The following is a 16,566-nucleotide window of genomic DNA, read 5'->3' on the forward strand; positions in this document are numbered from 1 at the left end:
ATTACTCCGTGTCGCTTGTCGGAACGAACACCAACTCGCCCGGCACGCCGTTGAGTGAAACCGGCCCGATCCGCAGCTCGAGCGTCGCCGGCTGCGGCGCCAGCGCCGCGAGTGCCCCCGCCGGATGAATCAGGCCGTAGCCGTATTGGGGGTCTTTGCCCGTCGGTCCGGCATCGATCGCCGTTCGCAGCAGATGTTCGACCACCTGGACACGTTCCTCGACGGGCGTCCTGCCGCGTTGACGCCGATGCTTCGCCAGCATCAGTGCCACCACGCCGCTCACGAAGGGGGTCGCCATGCTCGTGCCCGAGAGCTTGGCATAGCCGCCGCGCAGGTAGGTCGACAGCACATCCTGCCCCGGCGCACAGAGATCGACCTCCGGTCCGCGGCTCGAGAATGAAGCCAACCGGCCATTTCGATCGACCGCGCCAACGGCGATCGTGTCGGACCAGCGCGCCGGATAGTTCACGGCGTCGTCGCGCCCTTCATTTCCCGCTGCGCAGAGGATGATCTTGCCCGCCCCGGACGCCCGCGCGATGGCCCCGCGAATCTCCTCGCTGGGCTGCGGCGAGCCAAGGCTCAGCGACAAGATGTCGGCGCCTTGCTCGCAGGCCCAATCGATCCCCGCCGACACGCTTGCCCCACTGCCGCTGCCACTATCGCCCAAGACCTTCGCCACGAGCAGCCGACATTCCGGCGCCACGCCGACGACTCCCAATTCGTTCTGCCGCGCGCCGATCGTGCCGGCCACATGCGTGCCATGTCCCACGCGATCGATCGGGCCACTCGGCGAGCGCGTAAAGTCGCGCGCCCCCACCACGGCGCTGGCCAGATCGGGATGCCCCTCGTCGATCCCGGTATCGAGCACGGCTACGGTCACCCCAGCGCCGCGCGAGTCGCGCCATTGCTCCGGCACGCCGTACAGGCTCAGGCCCCAGTCGACTGTTTCCGACAGCGCGACAAACTGCGCCTCGACGGCATAGGGAGGCAACCGCCACGACGCGCTCTTTCCCGTCCTCTCGCTCATCGTTCACCTCGCAGGCGGCGCCACGTCTCGAGCAGCCACAACACGAACGGCAGCCATTCGGCCAGCGAGCTTGCCTCGACCGCGGCTTGCGCTTCCGCCGCGCGCACCGATTTGCCCGGGCGCTCGTCGGCCCGTCCCAGCCAACTCGACGCGTATCGCACCATCGCCAGCAACAGTTCGAACGTCGCGTCGTTCTTCAACACGCCATGCAGACGCTCGAGCCAACTCGGCTCGAGCCCGAACAACTCGGCAAAGCGCAGTACCAGGCCCACGTATGCCCGCAAGCCAGCCGGTTCGGTGAGCGAGCCTTCAAGCTCGCGCACGGCCGCCAGCAGATCGAGAATCTGTCGCAGCTTTCCTGTGCGGTCGAAAAGCCCGCTCGGCAATACGACTTCAGACGTCATCGCGATTACTCCTCTCGTGGTTTGTTCGCGCCGGGTGGTGGCAGGCGCTCGGCCAACTCGTGAATCGCCTCCACGGCCGACACGTGATCCTCGTGCCGGTCGCGACGTTCGGCCGCCAACTCGACGCGAAACGCCTCGAGCTCCGCGCGGAACTCGGCCCGTCCCGCCGCCAGCTCGGCCCGAAAGTCGCGCAACAGCTCCGGAATCGTCCGCGAGGCCGTGTGCCACGCATACCAGCCGAGAATCGCCGTCGCCGTCACGTTGCCCAGTTCCGGAATGGCCAAATCGCTCATCACTGTCCACACTGCCGCGCGTCCCCTTGCGCTCAGCGCACGAAAAAAGCCCGCCGCCGAAAACCTTCGGCGTCGGGCTCTGCGAAATACCTGAATCGGTTCAGGCCCTGCGGATACCACTCACCACGCGTCGTATCTTAGCGCCGCGCGTGGCCTGATTTCAATCGATGTTCGCCAGCCGCTCGAGCTCATCGAGCTCGCGTGCCAGTTGATCGACCAACGCGTGCGACCAGCCGCGGCGCAAGGCGTCGACCATCGAGCGGTAGTACCAGAGAGTTCCTTCACGCCCGCCGTTGAAACGCTCCCACAGCAACTCGCCGTGCAGGCGATAATCGTGCAGCAGCGCGCGCGCGTTGTGCAGCTTGTCGGCCGCGATCACCAACCGAATCGAGTCGGACGCCACCGCCACATGGGCCAGATGGGCCTCTTTGCGCGCCCGCCAGGGGGGCTTCGGCATCACCTCCGCATCGGTGCAGCCGGCGACGATCTCGGCCACCCGCGGACCGAAGCGTTCGACAATGGCCGCCCGCGTCGGCGCGCCTCCTTGATCTTCGATCGCATCGTGCAGCAGCGCCGCGATCACTTCGTCCTCGTCGCCGCCGTGCTCGATCACGAGCGACGCCACCGCCAGCAGATGGGCGACGTACGGCACATCCGACGCCTTGCGCGTCTGCGCCGCGTGCAACTGCGCTGCATAGACCAGCGCGGACTCGAAACGCGACGAAAGTCGACTTTCTGTTGCCATACGCGATCAACTCCCCGGAGCAGACAGTTTGCCCACTCCGTTAGTTTATCGCGCCCCGGCCTCTTCGGGACGGGTAGCCAGCCGTCCGCCCCGACCACCTTCGTAGACGCTGAACTCCCCCCAGACCGGCAGATGGTCCGAGACTTCCAGCGCCTGCTCCTGGGTCAGGTGAAACATTTCCATCAGATCCACCACTCCCGCGCCGCCGGTGAACTCGTTCGTAGCCGGCTCGGTGAAGAGAATGTTGTCGTACATCTGCGTGCCGCGCGTGTTCGTCGGCACACCGCGAATGACGCCCGTGATGCCCGAGACCTGCCCCAGTTCGCCCATGCGGCGATCGTCGGCATTGAAATCGCCCAGCATGAGAATGTCATCCTCGCCACGGCCATCGGCACGCACCGCCCGATAGACGTCGTCGAGCACGTTCAACTCTTCTCGCACTTCGTCCGGATCGGTGTGGACGTTGACCAACGTAAAGGTGAATGCTTCCGCCTCGGGCACCCCGCGGGCGCGAAACGCCGCCACCAGCGGCTCGCGATGCAACAAGTCGTCGGGATCCTGCACCGTGTAGACCGATTCCCGATCCAGCTCCACGGTGGCCGTGTCGTAGATGTAGGCGTACTGCTCCTTGCTCGACGTGCGCCCCAGCCGCGGACCGATCACGTAGTCGTATTGCCGCCCCACCGAATTCACCTCGGCCAAAAATCGCGGCAGGATCTCCTGACTCACCGCCCGTATTTCTTGAATCGCCACCACGTCGAAACGGCGCACCACGTCCGCCAGGATGCGCGTCACGTGTGGCTTCGACATCTTCGATTCGCCAAAGACCTGGATGTTAAACGTGGCCACGCGGATCGTCGAGCCGGCGCGAAACGGCGCCACCGGATCCGAATAAGCGACCGTCGTGCCTTCCAAACCAGACGGCTGAAGCTGATCGAGCCCCGGCACGCCATTCTTTTGCACGTAGTAGCCACCACCTCCGGCGGCCAGAACCAGCAGCAACAGCTTGAGCAGGCGACGCATGTGCCCCTCCTTGGGCAATCGTGCGAACGGGTCGACACGCGCGCAGCCTCGTGCCACGCACGCGATGATGGGTCGTGTACTTCGGGTGGGGATTGGGTAATCGCAACCCGAAGCGTCAGCGAGGGAATTCTTCAAACAGATTCAAATTCAAATCTGCACAGGCTGAGTGCCGGTGCCACGGACAATTGGGCCGCGTAGAATAGCGAAGCCCGCCCCGACTCCCTAGGGCAACTTGGCGGGTGCTAGCAAAGACGGCATCGACCGGCCGCCAGATCGAGCCGCTACCGCGTCGCCTCGCGGACCAGATGCCGCAACTCCGGCAGAATCAGCTTTTCCATCGCCAGGCGCACCGCGTTGGGAGAGCCCGGCATCGTGAGCACGACCGTCGTCTCGGCCACGCCTCCCAGGGCCCGGCTCAACATCGCCGCGGCGCCGATCTCCTGGTAGCTCAGCACGCGGAACAGTTCGCCGTAGCCCGTCAGCACCTTGGTCAGCAGGACCTCGACGGTTTCAAAGGTCTGGTCGCGGCGGCTGATGCCGGTTCCACCGGTCAGCAGGATCGCATCGATATCTTCGCGATCCCGCCACTGGATCACCAGATCCCCGATCAGGGCCGGATCGTCGGGCACGATCTCCCGCGCCGCTACTGTATGTCCCGCCACCGAGAGCAATTCCACGATCAGGCCCCCCCCGCGATCGTCGGCCAAAGTCCGCGTGTCGCTCACCGTCACCACTCCGCAGCGCACCTGCGGGGGCGATGCCTGTCTGTGTTCCGCCACCGTATCGGTCATGTCGTTCCCCGGCAGTTTTCTCGCTACTTCACCCCAGCCCCTCTATATACTGGAGGTGACGCGCCGCGAGCGACCCCCCGGCGCCCCAGTCTGGACGGAACCCTTTCGTTCTGCGAATTTCTCGTCGGTTGGCCATGTCGAGTCTGCTCCCGACATCTCGAAGGAGTGTACCTCCCCGCACCAGCCTGGTCCCCTTGCTGGCGGTCATGGCTTTGAGCGTGTGCGCGGCGCCCCCCGCGCGCGGCGAGATCTTCCAACTTGCCAACAAAGGACGCATCGAGGGTAAGCTCCTCAATCCCGACGAGCAGCCGCGCGAGAAGTATGTCATCGAAACGAAGTCGGGCGGGCGCGTCACGTTGGCCCGCACGGCGGTCGTCGACGTCATCCATCAGACCGCCGCGCAGACGCGCTACGAAGAGATCCGGCCTCAATATCCCGATACCGTCGCCGGACAATGGGAACTGGCCGAATGGTGCCGCCAGAATGGCAACCCGGCGGCGCGCAAGACCCATCTCGAACGCATCCTCGAGCTCGATACCAACCACCTCGCGGCACGCCGCGCGCTGGGTTACACGCAGCTCGAGGGGAAATGGGTCACGCAAGATTCGGTCATGGCCTCGCGCGGCTACGTGAAGTACAAGGGCCGCTGGGTCCTGCCGCAAGAGGTGCAACTGATCGAGGAACGCCGCCAGACAGACCAGGCCGAGGCCGCCTGGCGAGGCAAGTTGAAACGCTGGCGCGACTGGCTCGAAACGGATCGGGCCGAAGAGGCCATCATCCAGTTGCGCGCCCTGCGAGACCCCGACGCGCTGCCCGCCCTCACGCGCGCCCTCAAAGAAGATGAAATCGATGCCCACCGCGCCCTCTACGCGCAGGCCGTCAGCAACATCGCCACGCCCAAGGCCCTCGCGCTGCTCGTGCAACTCTCGCTCGAAGATCCCAACGAAGAAGTCCGCCTCACCGCGCTCGACTATCTCGCCGTCGAGAAGCACCCGGACGTGGTCGCCCAATACATCTCGGGCCTGCGCAGCAAAGATAACCAGTCGGTCAATCGTGCCGCCGACTGCCTCCGCGTGATGAACAGCCCCACGGCCGTCGAACCCCTCATCGATGCCCTGGTGACCGTCCACAAGCACAAGATCACTTCGGGCAGCCCCGAATCGATCAACTCCACCTTCAACACCACCCCCGGCGGTGGCGGCGCGCCGGGAGGGCTCTCCGTCGGGCAAAGCACGCGCATCATCACCCAGCGCCTGCAAAACCACTCGGTGCTCGACGCCCTCATCAAACTGACCGGCGCCAATTTCGACTTCGACGTCCCACGCTGGAAACAGTGGTTCGCCACGCGCAAGGCGCCGGCCGATCTCGACGCGCGGCGCAACTGATTGCGGCCCTCGCCGCGATCGCTACACTCCACTCAGTGGTCAGGGGTGCCCCTTTTGTGCTCCTGCGGCACACGTCCTTGGAGATTTCCTCGCTATGCTCAAGCCCACCGTGGCCATACTCGGCGCCAGTGCCGATCGCTCGAAGTTCGGCAACAAGTCGGTCCGCGCCCACCTGCAGCAAGGCTACGAAGTCTTTCCCGTGAATCCCAAGGGGGGCACCATCGAGGGCCTGCCGGTCTATCGCTCCTTGGCCGAAGTGCCAGAGGGCAAGATCGAACGGGTCAGCGTCTACCTGCCGCCGGCGGTGACCCTGGCCGCGCTCGATGAGATCGCCCAGCGGGGCTGCGAGGAATTGTGGCTCAACCCGGGCAGCGAGAGTGCCGACGTCATCGAGCGCGCCGAAGAACTCGGCCTCGATCCCATCATGGCCTGCAGCATCGTCAACCTGGGGCTCCACCCCGACCGCCTGGGCGACGACTGAACCGCCGTTGGGTCCTTCCGCCGTAAGGCCGCGTCAGGCAGCGCGAACGATGCCCCGAATGGGGCTCGACTTCCGCTTCGTGAACCAGCCCGCCCCCAACACGCTCAGCGCCACGCGGTCTTCCAAGTTCGGGCGGAAGACGGTCAGCAACAGCAGGGGCAGGTACCAGGCCACGTACAGTCCGCCGCTGGGGGCATGCCAGAACTGCGTGCCCAGCATCACCGCGGCCGAGCAGCTCAGCAGTGTGCCCAGATTTTTTTGTGCCGGCCAAATGGCCATGCTCAAGCACAACGCGCAGAACGTCGCCACGACCGGAATTCGATAGGCCGGTTCGTTGAAATACCAGAATCCATCCACCGGCTGCTGCGTGAGGGTCGTGAAGCCGAACATCTGGCTGACCTGACTCCAGAAGGCCGCCGAATCGGCCGACGTGAAGGCCAGCGTCGCGGTCACGAGCGCCAGCATCGCGAACACGCCACACAGGAACCGCACCAGTCCACGCTGCCAATAGAAGCTGATCCAGAGGGGCAGCAGAAAAATCGGATAGTAGATCGCCCCCGCCGCCAGTCCGATCAACATGCCGGCCAGCAGCGGACGTCGATAACAGGCCACCCCCCAGACCAACAGGGCCGCCGGCAGCACGTGATCCACGCGCCCCACCATCTGGGCCGTGCAGGGCAGCAATAGGTAGAGCGCCGCCGCGGCAATGCCCATCCGCAGATTGCCGAAGTGCCGGTACCCGATGAACATGATTCCGAACACGATCGCCAGGTGCGAGATGATGGCCATCGTGCGGGCCGTCGCCGTGTGGACGAGCAATTCCGATTGATCGGGGGGGAGCGATTCGTCCACGTCGAGGATCGCCTCGTTCGGCACCAGCGCCAGCAAGTGGAGCAGCGGATAGCCGGGCCCATGCGCCGCCAGCGAGACATCCCCCTCGGCCGAAGGTTGCCGGCTGAGCACGTCGTTCAGGCGCTTCGCCCCCTCGAGATCGTTCGGCGTGAGCTCGGCCGTGATGACGTTGGTCATCAGAAAGACGAGCAGCGACGCACACATGAACGTCAGCCCCCCCGGCGACAGGTTCGGTTCCAACAGGGGCCGGCGAACCATCATCGGGTCGGCCAGCAGCCGGATCAGCCAGAACATGCCCAGCACGAAGAGCCAGACGTAGCCGAAGGCCTCCGTGTCGGGGCCATGCTCGACGAGCAACAATCCCGGCGCCAGGGCGATCAGCGCGACCAGGTCCAGATTCCTCACGCTCCAGAACCGGCCGAACTTGAAGTAGATCCCGATCGTCATCATCGACGACACGTAGACCCACGTGGTCGGATTGATCTCGTACTGGTAGAGGATTTGATTCATCGAATCTTCATCGCGGGTTGTCCGCGCGGAACAGCCCAGCGTCGCGCGGGAGCGGCGCCGTAAGATGCCCACGCCTTCAACAAGATTGGGGGCACCGTACGAGCAGCCGTACAGACCCCCACCCGCACGCTGATATACCCAGAAAGGATAAGGAGTTTAGGAAGTTTTACAAGGTGCCCGTGCCGCACGCGGCATTTTCGGCCTTTGGTCGCAACCTGCCGTCAGTTCGTCACTTGCGTTGGCCGATCGACCCTCGCCGCAGCCCCCGGTCGCACCAGCCCCCCGACGACGCTTCGCGCCACGGACCGACTGCTAAACTGTGTTGCCGCCACCGGCCAACAAGTCACGTCCGAATTCGAGGATTCGCCACATGCGACCCCGCGTTACCTTGGCCTGTCCGATCCTGCTATTGGTCAGCCAGATTGCCCTTCCGCTTCTCGCCGCCGAGCCTGCTCCCCCCGCCGTCAGCCGCACCTTCTCGATCGTGGCGTACGATCCCGCCTCGGGCGCCGTGGGGGCGGCCGTCGCCAGCAAGTATCCGTCGGTCGGGCGCGTTGTCCCTTACGTCCGCGCCGGAGTTGGCGCCTTCTGTACCCAACACTGGCACGAGCCCAAGTTCGGTCCGCGCGCCCTCGAGCTCCTGGCGGCCGGCAAGTCTTCCCAAGAGGTGCTCGTGCTACTCCTGGCCGACGATCCTCGCCGCGACGAGCGGCAACTCGCCCTCATCGACGCGCGGGGACGCACCGCCATTCATCAGCCCATCGCCGCCGAGGGCGAAAGTCTTTACTGGGGTGCCATGACGGGACGCTTCTATGCCTGCCAGGGAAACACGCTCGCCGGTCGCGAGGTCATCGTCTCGATGGTCGCGGCCTACGAAACGACCGCGGGAAGCCTGGCCGATCGTCTGATGGCCACCCTCGTCGCCGGCGATCGCGCGGGGGGCGATCATCGTGGTCGGCTCGCGGCAGGTATCCGTGTCGCCAAACCCGGCGTCGACGGTGTCTGGCTCGACCTGCACGTCGATCGCAGCGACGACGCCGTCGAAGAATTGAAGCAGAAGTACGACCAGCTCGATCACCCCGCCAAAGGCGCGAATTGATTCGCACGCGCGCAATCGGTCCTCATTTCTCCGCCGATGTCAGCTCGAACGCGAACACATTCTCCCCGTCGCCGCGAGCCACCACGCTCAAGATGCTGGTCGTATTGTAGCGCTCGGGCAAGAGCTCTGGCGCATGGATCGCCAGCCGTGTCATCTCGCCTGGATCGCTAGGGAGTGGCTTGTCGTCGGCCAGCTTCGGCGCACGGATCTCGACGCGCAGCTCGCCGATCACCGGTCCTTCCGCACGTGTGATCGAGAATTCTCCCGCGCGGATGATTCCGCCGGCGCGCGGACCATGCGTCCCGGTGAACACGATCGAGCCGTAACGCAACGGCGCCCCGTCGAGCGTTACCGTGCCAGAGACCGGCACTCGTGCCACGCTCGAGCCACCACACCCCAGGCAGGGCAGGATGACCGCCAGCAGCATCGAGGCCACGACGCGCGCCGGGCTCATTCGAAGTCCCCCAAGACTTCTCCACCGGCGCGCGTCGCCAGGGCATCGAGGACCGCCGCGTCGACCGTCTCGCGAACGAAATGCACCCCCCCGTCCGCGAAGACGAAATTCACCCCCCCAGGATGATCGCCGCGAAAGACCTCGTACTCGTGACTCACCACACGACGGCTATTGAAGATTCCTCCGGTGCTGGCAATCGCCTGGCCCGGGTAGGTGACGGCCCACTGCGTCATTCCTCCCGGACAGCATTCGTCAGTCATTTCGGCCAGTGTATAACCGAGCTCGCCGATCAAGAGCGTCTGGGACGTGCCGTCGGCCGCCGAGATATCGTCGAGCCCCACGCGATAGAACCCCTCTCCCTGCATGACGAACGCGCCGTTGTGCCCATACTTGTTGGCGTCGAGCCGATGGTGACTGCCCGTCGACAGGGCGTAGCTGCTGGGTCTCGGGCGGAGCGTGCAATCTTCCATGCTGCTTCCCAGCAGAGTCAACTGCATCGAGGGGCAGCGATGGATCGACAGCACGCGGCGCGTCAGTGGCAGGTTGGGATTGAAGTCGGGCCCGATGTTGAAGTTCCACGACTGAAACAGCGCTTCTTCGCCGCAATACGGCAGCACCGAGACGAAACCGCTCGCCGGACGTGGCGGAATCAGGCTGCCGGGCGGATTGCGCTTCAATCCGGCGGGCGGCAGGATCCCGTTCGCGCTCTGATAGTTGTGCATCGCCAGGCCGAGCTGCTTGAGGTTGTTGCTGCAGATCGCGCGCCGCCCCGCTTCGCGCGCCGCCTGCACGGCAGGCAGCAGAATGGCGATCAAGATGCCGATGATCGCGATCGCCACCAGCAGTTCCACCAACGTGAATCCAACCGGTGCGAAACAGCGGCTTCCCGTGCGCGCCGGTCGAACTTGCTTCGTAATCATCGAAATCCAGGGCGAGCGAGCTCGCGTCCTATCGAGAAAGAATCGGCCGCTTGGCGCGGAAGCGCCATCCACGCTTCACGCGCCAAGCAGGCCGAGCGCCTGTTAGAAAAAAACTAGCGACCTACGAAGCACGTCGCCGACGCCACGCCCGATGTGCCCGCGCGCCGATCAGCCCCAGGCCCCCCATCAAGGCCAGGCCGATCGACGTCGGCTCCGGCACGGCGTAGGCCTCGTAGTGATCCGACTGGTCGAGTCGCAACGCATAGACCTGCACATGCTGGACACCATTCCAGTCGATGTTGAAATCCGTCACGCTGCCGACCGGAGTCAGATCCCACTGCAAGAGATACGTGTTGATGAACACGTCTTCCGGGCCCGTGGGCGTATCGATCGTGCCGTTGAAGAATTGCTCGAGCAACAGGTTGTTGGTCGCCGCGAGCTGCTGAACTCCGCCGTTGTAGTTCAACGTGGGCAGAATGTCGTTGAAGAAGTCGTAGGTCGAGGCCTCGCCGATCTGGATCTGGAACACGACATTCTTCACGCCCGACACCGGCGTGCTGTCGGCCACCGACAGGGTTCCGCCGTTGACGTTGCTATCGCCGCTGAAGCCGCCGTAGTAGATGGAGCCTCCCCCGGGATAGGGACCGCCCCCCGCGCCGTTGGCCACCTTCATCAACGTGGCATCACCCGACCCCGGCGCACTCGAGCCAATGGCAGACGGCCAGGCGCCCGTGCCGGGAAAGCCAGGAAAACCGGGGTTCGCGCCGGTCGTCAGGCTGCCACTCGCCCAGCCGTCGTACTGCGTCGTGCCGGGCAGCCCGGGATCGATCAACGCCATCGGGTCCGCTTGCGCTGTTGTCGCCACGATCGCTACAACGCCCAACACTACGCACGCCATCAACCTTCGAAGAACTAACATGGATAGCATCTCCATTGTGTGTCACCAGCAAGAAAGAAAAAAAACTCGTGGACGTACCTCTAGCGCATGGCAACCTCCTTCGCGGGAGAGCCCGATCGATCGCAGGGAAGAAGTAGGAAAAGACGGGACCGCGACAACGCGGCCGGCGAGCAGGCGGGAGGCTGGCTAGCGCAGTCAAAGGCGACCATCGACGCGCCAACCGCGCTCGCAGCTCAAGCCAGCGCGAACGTGCGGCACAGGTCGATGCAGTCGACTAGGTAGGTGGCACGGTGGTGTTCCGCACCCTCATCGCATGAGCAAACTCCAATCGATACGTTCGCGGTCGTTCGATCGGGGCGCGCAGCGCCCCACGTCGAAGCGGCTACGAGCTAGCGCTGGATAGAAAGCGATGCGCACCCGGCGCAATCACGAATCCAGGCTTGCGATGGCGGGCATCCGTGCGGAAATCATGGAACGTGAATGTCGCATGAAGCAGACGAGCGCGCAGCGCCGCCGCCACAAGACATTCCGGAAAAGTGCTGGCTAGGAGAGGCCTAGCGGGCGAGACTCAATCTCAACACGACCGATTCTAGTCAGCGATGCAGTCGAGTCAACCGCCCATTTTGGAAAAACATCGCAGATTCTGCCCCAAGCTCCGCCGCCACGACGAGGTGCTTGCCGAGGTATCGTCATTGTTTACTACGCAGGTATGCGAATGCCACGCTCAATCGAAGTCGGGACCGGTGGCCAGCCGCACGCGCGCTTCGTCGGCCCAGGGACTCTCCGGGGCAAGCTGCGAAAAACGGCGCCAGTGCTGCTCGGCCTCGTCCGCTTGGCCGGCAAGGTCGAGCAAGCGCGCCAGATGATAATGCGCGTCGGGAAAATCCTCGTACATGGCGATCGCCCCGCGGAAGGCCGCCTCGGCCAGATCCGTCCGTCCCAGTTCCTCGAGCACGCACCCCAGGTTTGCCCGCGCTTCGACGTAGTCTTCGTCGAGCTCGAGCGCCATCGAATACCGCTCGCGCGCCGCACTGAGATCCCCCAGGCGATAGAGCAACTCGGCCAGCCGAAAACAGACTTCGGCATTCGGGCCGCCTGCCGCCAACACCGCGCGATACGCTTCGGCGGCCCCCTCCAGATCCCCCGCGTCGTCCAACTCCTCGGCCGCGGAGAACATCGCCTCGGGCGTATCCGCGTAGCCTGCGCTGGCTACATCCAGCACGGCCGGTTCGGCATCGACGGCCGCGGCGTCGAAATCGAAGCGAAGTTGCCCACCGGGCTCGAGCAGCCCCTCCCCCTGCCGCAGCAGCAGTTCCTTGCCCGCCAGAATGATCGGCAGTTGCGCGAGGGGGCGTTCGACGTCGGGCAGAAATCGCGCGAGCGCCGCCAGCTTGCGCTCGAGCGCCTGGGGCGAGACCCCCGCCGCCAGCACTTCGGCCAGGCGACGCGCCGTGGTGACTTCTTGAAAGTCGAAGTAGGGCAGACGCCGCACCTCGCGCAGCGGTTGAATCAGTCCCCGGCGGTGCCAGCGGCGTATCGTGGCGACCGGCACTCCGACCAGACCCGCGAGCATGGCCGGCGTGTAGAGCCGGCGCACATCCCGCTCGTCGTCAACCATGCCCAGGCGGCGCCATAAGTCGGACTCGCGCAGCACCTCGAGGGTGCCTTGCTCGGCCGCCGTGCGCAGAACCCCCTCGAGCACGTCGACCGGTTCGTCGACCGCCGCCAGCGGAAAGCCTTCCTCGCCGACGACGACCAACTCGGTCTCGGCATCGGCCACTTCGACGGCAATGGCGCCGTGCGAACGCACGAGTTGCTGCGCTTCGCGCTTCGACATGCCCGCCAGTCGACCCACGAACGCCACGCGTCGACCGGCCAGCGAAGGCTCGTCATCGATCGGTCGACCAAGGGGTGTCGAGGGGGCGTTCATGCCGGAAGTATGGCGCGGGCCAGGGCGAGGCTTGTTTCGCGAACGCAGTCTCGGTGCAGTCTCGCGCTGTTATGCCCGACTGTCAACGCCGCGGGGTCCGTGGTCAGGGGTGGTTTACCGCTCGGTTTGAAGAGGACCTGGCTGCTCGGCGCAAAAGAAGCGGGGCACAAGTCGTGATGGACTTGTGCCCCGGACGCTGGTTCGTGATGTTTCCTGCTGCCGTGCGGCTGAGGATCAGGCACTGCGCGGAGGGTCCGGCTGCGTCTCTTCGTCTTGCGGCTCGGGCACGTTCTCGTGGTTGGGGATCGCCGGTTGTCGGGTCGGCTCGCCCGTGCCGGGCGTCGTCCGCGACGGCGGGTTCGTGCTCGGTGGCGGCGTGGCCGGGGTCGGTTCGCTACGGCTCGGCTCATACGTCGAGGGATTCGACGTCGAGGGGGCCGGAACCCAGTTCGCGGGGGGCAGCGAGCCCGCCGAGCAGTCGGGTTCGACCATCGACACCTGCGGCGTGACCTCGACCCAGCGATAGCTGGTACGGGGCACGCGGTACGTGTACACCACCGGCTCGCGACGCTCGACGCAGCGCGGCACGCGCACCGTTTCGACCACCGCTTCCTGGCGGCAGACGCGGACCGGAACCTGCTCGACGCGATCTTCGTACTCGACGCGGCACGTCGTCACCGGCACGCGGCGGACGCATTCTTCTTCCACCATGCGGCAAACCTGCACGGGCGTCTGCTGCTCGACACGCTCGACCACCTGGCGGCAGACCGTGTACGGAATCTTGCGGACCTGCTCTTCCTGCACCATGCGGCAGACCTGCACCGGCACCTTGCGGACGCACTGCTCATCGACGACGCGGCAGACCTGCACCGGCACCTTTTGCACGACGACGCGTTGCACCATCGTCGTCTGCGGAATCTGCTGGGCGACCACGTTCGGCTGCCAGACGCGAGCCACCTGGTAGCTGCCTGGTCCCTGCACCGGTACCCAGACCAATCCGCCCCCCTGCTGGCTGACGGCGCCCGTGCAGGGATCCACCACGCAGCTCTTGGGCTGCCACATGAGCTTGTTGCACACGCGGCCCGGGCTGTAGGTCTGCACGTTCTGGAAGCAACCTTGATCGACCATCTGCGTGCGGAAGGTGGTCACCGGCTCGCAGACCACCGATTGCTGTTCTTGTTCGACCGTCTCCATCACCTGGCGGCGGACGGTGTAGGCCTCTTCGCGCTCTTGCGTCTCCCAGACGGGGCGCGAGACCACGTAGCGTTCCTCGCGCTCGGCCGTTTCGTAAACGTTGCGCACCTGGTTGTAGCTGGTGTCGCGCACCTGCGTTTCCCACACGGGACGCAGCACTTTGTAGCGCTCTTCCCGCTCGCTGGTTTCTTGCACGGGGCGGGCCACTGTGTAGCGGCGCTCGCGCATCTCCGTCTCCCAGACGGGACGATACGACGTCACCTGGCGTTCGTCATAGACGATCTCGTTCGAGATACGGTATGCCGTCGTCTGACGCTCCTCGTAGGCGGTCTCGCTCACGAGACGCCACGTGCGCTCCGAGCAGACCGCGCAGCCTCCGCAGCCGTCGCACGCCTGGACGGCGCCCGGCAGCCACGAGTTCAACACCAGCACCAGCAACGACCATGTCAGAGTTGCACGCATACCAACCTCACTTGCCCCCCGTCGCGACACGGCCATTCACAGTGGCGGCGCGGACAGGACTCGAAGCGGACTTGAAACGACACCTCACCCACATCTCAGGGCTCGCGCGGGTTTCGGCTGGCCGACCGCCGCCGGAGCGACGTCACAGATTCGGCGCAGAACCCACCTTGCGCGAGCCATCATGAGAGTCTGGCCGACGATTCGTCACCCAGCAAACAGAAAAGTTTAACATGCGCGCGGTGGCCACTTGCAACTTCCACTGCGGCAAGGAGTTGCGAGATGAAAGATTTGTTGAAGTTCGCGAAAAAAGCGGCCGATGGGCCGCTGCGCGTCGTCGAACGCAACTATTTGCCAAATCGCTATTTACGACCTAGTGTCGTGAATCTCGCTAGCACTGGACATCTGGTCACTGCCGTCCCCGAATTGCGTGTTTGGCACGCGAGTTCGTCTCAATAAGGGGGGGCGAGCGCCGCGGTCGAGGGCCTCGACCGCCGGCATTTGCCCCAGTTCATACACTCCCCAGGTAGACGAAATACCCACGCGGTAGACGATCAAGCCGCGTATTCTTTGAGGAAGCCCTTGAACAAAATCAGGTGCTCTTCCTCATCGGCCAGCAGGCGGATGCAGAGATCCTGCGTGACGTAGTCCTCTCCCTCGACCGCCTTGATGATCTTCTTGTACTGCGCGATCGCTCCTTCTTCGGCGTCGATCACGGCCTTGATCACCGAGACGAGATCGGTCGACTTCTCGGCCGGCTGCAAGCTCTTCTGATCGAACTCGAGCGCGAGCGAGCCCGGCAGCTTGCCACCGAGCTGCTTGATGCGATTGCCAAGCTGCTGCGCGTGCCCCAACTCGGCCGCGATGTCGGCGCCGAGCGACTTTTTGATCTCTTCGGCACGCACGCCGTCAGGATTGATGCTCGCCTGCAGGTAGTTGATGACCGTTTCCAACTCCATGCAGTACGACTTCGTCAGCATGGCGACGATTTCTTGCGCGGTGATGGCCATGACCTACCTCCTCGAAGTGTGAGTGTTCGTACGCGTTCCCGTCCACGTTTCTCGCTGCAAGCAAGTCGCGAGCACTAGGGTGCCGTTGCGGTTGCTTGTCGACCGTTCATCCGTTGCACGACTTCCAGCGCGGCGACGCTGATCTGCTTGATTTCCGATTTCGTCAGCGCCTCGAGCGGCGCGTCGAGCGCCGTCAGATCGGCCCCGGGATTCTTCTCGCTCAATTGATCGGTTGCTTGCAAGGCGCTCAGCACGATCGAAAGCCGCAGAATCTCGCGGTCGCGCTCCCCCACATCCTCGCCGGCGATCACGACGACCTCTTCCGGATCGAGCATTTCGGACAGCAGCGGGACCGCCGCCGCGTCGCCATGGCGCGCCAAACCCGTCGCCGCGTTGTAGCGGACGTTCGGCGTGCCGTCGTTGAGCAATTGCCGCAGTCGGGCCAGTGCCTCGGGTTGCCCGCCGACCCCCAGGGCATAGGCGGCCGCCGAACGTACCGCGGCCTCGCTGTCGCTCGACAGCTCGAGCAACGAGGCGAGCAAACCCGTGCGATCTTCATTTTCCGACAGATTGCCGGCCTGCACGGCGAGCGCTTGCACGGCCGCTTCACGGACGGCGACATTCTGATCTCCGCCGGTCGAGCCCGCCGTTTTCAACAGCGCCTCGCGCGCGGCCGGCACGTTGATTTGCCCCAAGGCCCGGCAGAGAAACACGCGGAGCCGAATATCTTCCATGTCGCCGTGCTCGGCGCTGGCGGCCACCTCGGCGTCGAGCAACGCGGCCAGGTCGCGGGCAAACCCTTCATCCTTTTTCAACGGATGATCGGGCTGCTGCAGCGCGTTCGCCAGGTTCACCGCCGTCTGCCAGCGCGCGGTATTGTCGCGCTTGAGGGCCTGGATGTACCCCGTGGCATCTTCCTGGCTCATATGGGCCAGCCAGTTGAACATCAGCCACACGGCCACGATGATCGACACGATCACGGCCGGCACAACGAAGAGTTGCACGATAAAGCCCGCGTTCGGCGGCTCGACCGGCGGCAAGGCGTCGTCGGGCGACATCGAAGGGGGGACATCGGGGGGCTGGGTCATGCC

At 64.8% G+C, this 16,566-nt stretch carries 18 protein-coding genes; 4 read left to right on the forward strand and 14 right to left on the reverse strand.

Annotated features, from left to right (window positions below):
- Position 1: 1 nt before the first annotated feature.
- The 6 genes from KF708_02620 to KF708_02645 all read right to left on the reverse strand — a co-directional run bounded on the left by KF708_02620 (position 2) and on the right by KF708_02645 (position 4,283).
- The gene (locus tag KF708_02620; GenBank protein ID MBX3411586.1) at positions 2–1,027 is read right to left on the reverse strand and encodes a S8 family peptidase; all 1,026 of its coding nucleotides are present in this window, start codon (positions 1,025–1,027) and stop codon (positions 2–4) included.
- Positions 1,024–1,431 carry a hypothetical protein gene (locus KF708_02625; GenBank protein ID MBX3411587.1) on the reverse strand — a complete coding sequence of 136 codons (408 nt, stop codon included), beginning with the start codon at positions 1,429–1,431 and terminating at the stop codon, positions 1,024–1,026. The genes KF708_02620 and KF708_02625 overlap by 4 nt, the downstream gene beginning before the upstream one ends.
- A 5-nt stretch (positions 1,432–1,436) precedes the next feature.
- A complete protein-coding gene (locus KF708_02630; GenBank protein ID MBX3411588.1) occupies positions 1,437–1,724 on the reverse strand; it encodes a hypothetical protein in 288 nt (95 codons plus the stop codon).
- Between the two features lie 160 nt (positions 1,725–1,884).
- Positions 1,885–2,469 carry a bifunctional (p)ppGpp synthetase/guanosine-3',5'-bis(diphosphate) 3'-pyrophosphohydrolase gene (locus KF708_02635; protein ID MBX3411589.1) on the reverse strand — a complete coding sequence of 195 codons (585 nt, stop codon included), beginning with the start codon at positions 2,467–2,469 and terminating at the stop codon, positions 1,885–1,887.
- A 45-nt stretch (positions 2,470–2,514) separates the two neighbouring features.
- Positions 2,515–3,492 (reverse strand): endonuclease/exonuclease/phosphatase family protein, encoded by a 978-nt coding sequence (locus KF708_02640; protein ID MBX3411590.1) that lies wholly within the window; start codon positions 3,490–3,492, stop codon positions 2,515–2,517.
- Between the two features lie 281 nt (positions 3,493–3,773).
- A complete protein-coding gene (locus KF708_02645) occupies positions 3,774–4,283 on the reverse strand; it encodes a MogA/MoaB family molybdenum cofactor biosynthesis protein (GenBank protein ID MBX3411591.1) in 510 nt (169 codons plus the stop codon).
- A gap of 134 nt (positions 4,284–4,417) precedes the next feature.
- Here KF708_02645 and KF708_02650 point away from each other — a divergent pair, with 134 nt between their 5' ends.
- Positions 4,418–5,668 (forward strand): HEAT repeat domain-containing protein, encoded by a 1,251-nt coding sequence (locus tag KF708_02650; GenBank protein MBX3411592.1) that lies wholly within the window; start codon positions 4,418–4,420, stop codon positions 5,666–5,668.
- A gap of 94 nt (positions 5,669–5,762) precedes the next feature.
- Entirely contained in the window at positions 5,763–6,149 is a 387-nt protein-coding gene (locus KF708_02655) for a CoA-binding protein (protein MBX3411593.1), read from the forward strand.
- A gap of 33 nt (positions 6,150–6,182) precedes the next feature.
- Here the strand turns inward: KF708_02655 and KF708_02660 are convergent, their stop codons facing one another.
- A complete protein-coding gene (locus tag KF708_02660) occupies positions 6,183–7,511 on the reverse strand; it encodes a hypothetical protein (GenBank protein MBX3411594.1) in 1,329 nt (442 codons plus the stop codon).
- Between the two features lie 370 nt (positions 7,512–7,881).
- Between KF708_02660 and KF708_02665 the strand changes: the two genes are divergently transcribed.
- On the forward strand, positions 7,882–8,610 hold the full coding sequence (locus tag KF708_02665; GenBank protein ID MBX3411595.1) for a DUF1028 domain-containing protein: 729 nt from the start codon (positions 7,882–7,884) through the stop codon (positions 8,608–8,610).
- A gap of 22 nt (positions 8,611–8,632) precedes the next feature.
- Here KF708_02665 and KF708_02670 read toward each other — a convergent pair whose 3' ends face one another.
- The 5 genes from KF708_02670 to KF708_02690 form a co-directional block, all read right to left on the reverse strand.
- Positions 8,633–9,064 carry a hypothetical protein gene (locus KF708_02670; protein MBX3411596.1) on the reverse strand — a complete coding sequence of 144 codons (432 nt, stop codon included), beginning with the start codon at positions 9,062–9,064 and terminating at the stop codon, positions 8,633–8,635.
- A complete protein-coding gene (locus KF708_02675; protein ID MBX3411597.1) occupies positions 9,061–9,984 on the reverse strand; it encodes a DUF1559 domain-containing protein in 924 nt (307 codons plus the stop codon). Before KF708_02675 ends, KF708_02670 begins: the two co-directional genes overlap by 4 nt.
- A gap of 121 nt (positions 9,985–10,105) precedes the next feature.
- On the reverse strand, positions 10,106–10,903 hold the full coding sequence (locus KF708_02680) for a PEP-CTERM sorting domain-containing protein (GenBank protein ID MBX3411598.1): 798 nt from the start codon (positions 10,901–10,903) through the stop codon (positions 10,106–10,108).
- A 703-nt stretch (positions 10,904–11,606) separates the two neighbouring features.
- Positions 11,607–12,812, reverse strand: a complete 1,206-nt coding sequence (locus tag KF708_02685) for a tetratricopeptide repeat protein (protein MBX3411599.1) — start codon at positions 12,810–12,812, stop codon at positions 11,607–11,609.
- A gap of 234 nt (positions 12,813–13,046) precedes the next feature.
- Complete coding sequence (locus KF708_02690; GenBank protein ID MBX3411600.1) at positions 13,047–14,468, reverse strand: hypothetical protein; 1,422 nt, start codon at positions 14,466–14,468, stop codon at positions 13,047–13,049.
- A gap of 279 nt (positions 14,469–14,747) precedes the next feature.
- Between KF708_02690 and KF708_02695 the strand changes: the two genes are divergently transcribed.
- Positions 14,748–14,924 carry a hypothetical protein gene (locus KF708_02695; GenBank protein ID MBX3411601.1) on the forward strand — a complete coding sequence of 59 codons (177 nt, stop codon included), beginning with the start codon at positions 14,748–14,750 and terminating at the stop codon, positions 14,922–14,924.
- 95 nt (positions 14,925–15,019) lie between these two features.
- On the opposite strand, the gene KF708_02700 is transcribed toward KF708_02695, so the two are convergent.
- The gene (locus tag KF708_02700; protein MBX3411602.1) at positions 15,020–15,475 is read right to left on the reverse strand and encodes a hypothetical protein; all 456 of its coding nucleotides are present in this window, start codon (positions 15,473–15,475) and stop codon (positions 15,020–15,022) included.
- A 74-nt stretch (positions 15,476–15,549) separates the two neighbouring features.
- On the reverse strand, positions 15,550–16,563 hold the full coding sequence (locus KF708_02705) for a HEAT repeat domain-containing protein (GenBank protein ID MBX3411603.1): 1,014 nt from the start codon (positions 16,561–16,563) through the stop codon (positions 15,550–15,552).
- Positions 16,564–16,566 lie beyond the last annotated feature (3 nt).

The sequence above is a fragment of the Pirellulales bacterium genome, from assembly GCA_019636335.1.
In the GTDB taxonomy this organism is placed as follows: Bacteria; Planctomycetota; Planctomycetia; order Pirellulales; family JAEUIK01; genus JAHBXR01.

What these genes read in the sequence shown, in the direction of transcription:
- KF708_02690 (MBX3411600.1), bottom strand. Translation starts at nt 14,468, where the DNA reads ATGCGTGCAACTCTGACATGGTCGTTGCTGGTGCTGGTGTTGAACTCG.
- KF708_02650 (MBX3411592.1), top strand. Translation starts at nt 4,418, where the DNA reads ATGTCGAGTCTGCTCCCGACATCTCGAAGGAGTGTACCTCCCCGCACC.
- KF708_02640 (MBX3411590.1), bottom strand. Translation starts at nt 3,492, where the DNA reads ATGCGTCGCCTGCTCAAGCTGTTGCTGCTGGTTCTGGCCGCCGGAGGT.
- KF708_02635 (MBX3411589.1), bottom strand. Translation starts at nt 2,469, where the DNA reads ATGGCAACAGAAAGTCGACTTTCGTCGCGTTTCGAGTCCGCGCTGGTC.
- KF708_02625 (MBX3411587.1), bottom strand. Translation starts at nt 1,431, where the DNA reads ATGACGTCTGAAGTCGTATTGCCGAGCGGGCTTTTCGACCGCACAGGA.
- KF708_02705 (MBX3411603.1), bottom strand. Translation starts at nt 16,563, where the DNA reads ATGACCCAGCCCCCCGATGTCCCCCCTTCGATGTCGCCCGACGACGCC.
- KF708_02660 (MBX3411594.1), bottom strand. Translation starts at nt 7,511, where the DNA reads ATGAATCAAATCCTCTACCAGTACGAGATCAATCCGACCACGTGGGTC.
- KF708_02675 (MBX3411597.1), bottom strand. Translation starts at nt 9,984, where the DNA reads ATGATTACGAAGCAAGTTCGACCGGCGCGCACGGGAAGCCGCTGTTTC.
- KF708_02670 (MBX3411596.1), bottom strand. Translation starts at nt 9,064, where the DNA reads ATGAGCCCGGCGCGCGTCGTGGCCTCGATGCTGCTGGCGGTCATCCTG.
- KF708_02695 (MBX3411601.1), top strand. Translation starts at nt 14,748, where the DNA reads ATGAAAGATTTGTTGAAGTTCGCGAAAAAAGCGGCCGATGGGCCGCTG.
- KF708_02700 (MBX3411602.1), bottom strand. Translation starts at nt 15,475, where the DNA reads ATGGCCATCACCGCGCAAGAAATCGTCGCCATGCTGACGAAGTCGTAC.
- KF708_02655 (MBX3411593.1), top strand. Translation starts at nt 5,763, where the DNA reads ATGCTCAAGCCCACCGTGGCCATACTCGGCGCCAGTGCCGATCGCTCG.
- KF708_02665 (MBX3411595.1), top strand. Translation starts at nt 7,882, where the DNA reads ATGCGACCCCGCGTTACCTTGGCCTGTCCGATCCTGCTATTGGTCAGC.
- KF708_02680 (MBX3411598.1), bottom strand. Translation starts at nt 10,903, where the DNA reads ATGTTAGTTCTTCGAAGGTTGATGGCGTGCGTAGTGTTGGGCGTTGTA.
- KF708_02645 (MBX3411591.1), bottom strand. Translation starts at nt 4,283, where the DNA reads ATGACCGATACGGTGGCGGAACACAGACAGGCATCGCCCCCGCAGGTG.
- KF708_02685 (MBX3411599.1), bottom strand. Translation starts at nt 12,812, where the DNA reads ATGAACGCCCCCTCGACACCCCTTGGTCGACCGATCGATGACGAGCCT.
- KF708_02630 (MBX3411588.1), bottom strand. Translation starts at nt 1,724, where the DNA reads ATGAGCGATTTGGCCATTCCGGAACTGGGCAACGTGACGGCGACGGCG.
- KF708_02620 (MBX3411586.1), bottom strand. Translation starts at nt 1,027, where the DNA reads ATGAGCGAGAGGACGGGAAAGAGCGCGTCGTGGCGGTTGCCTCCCTAT.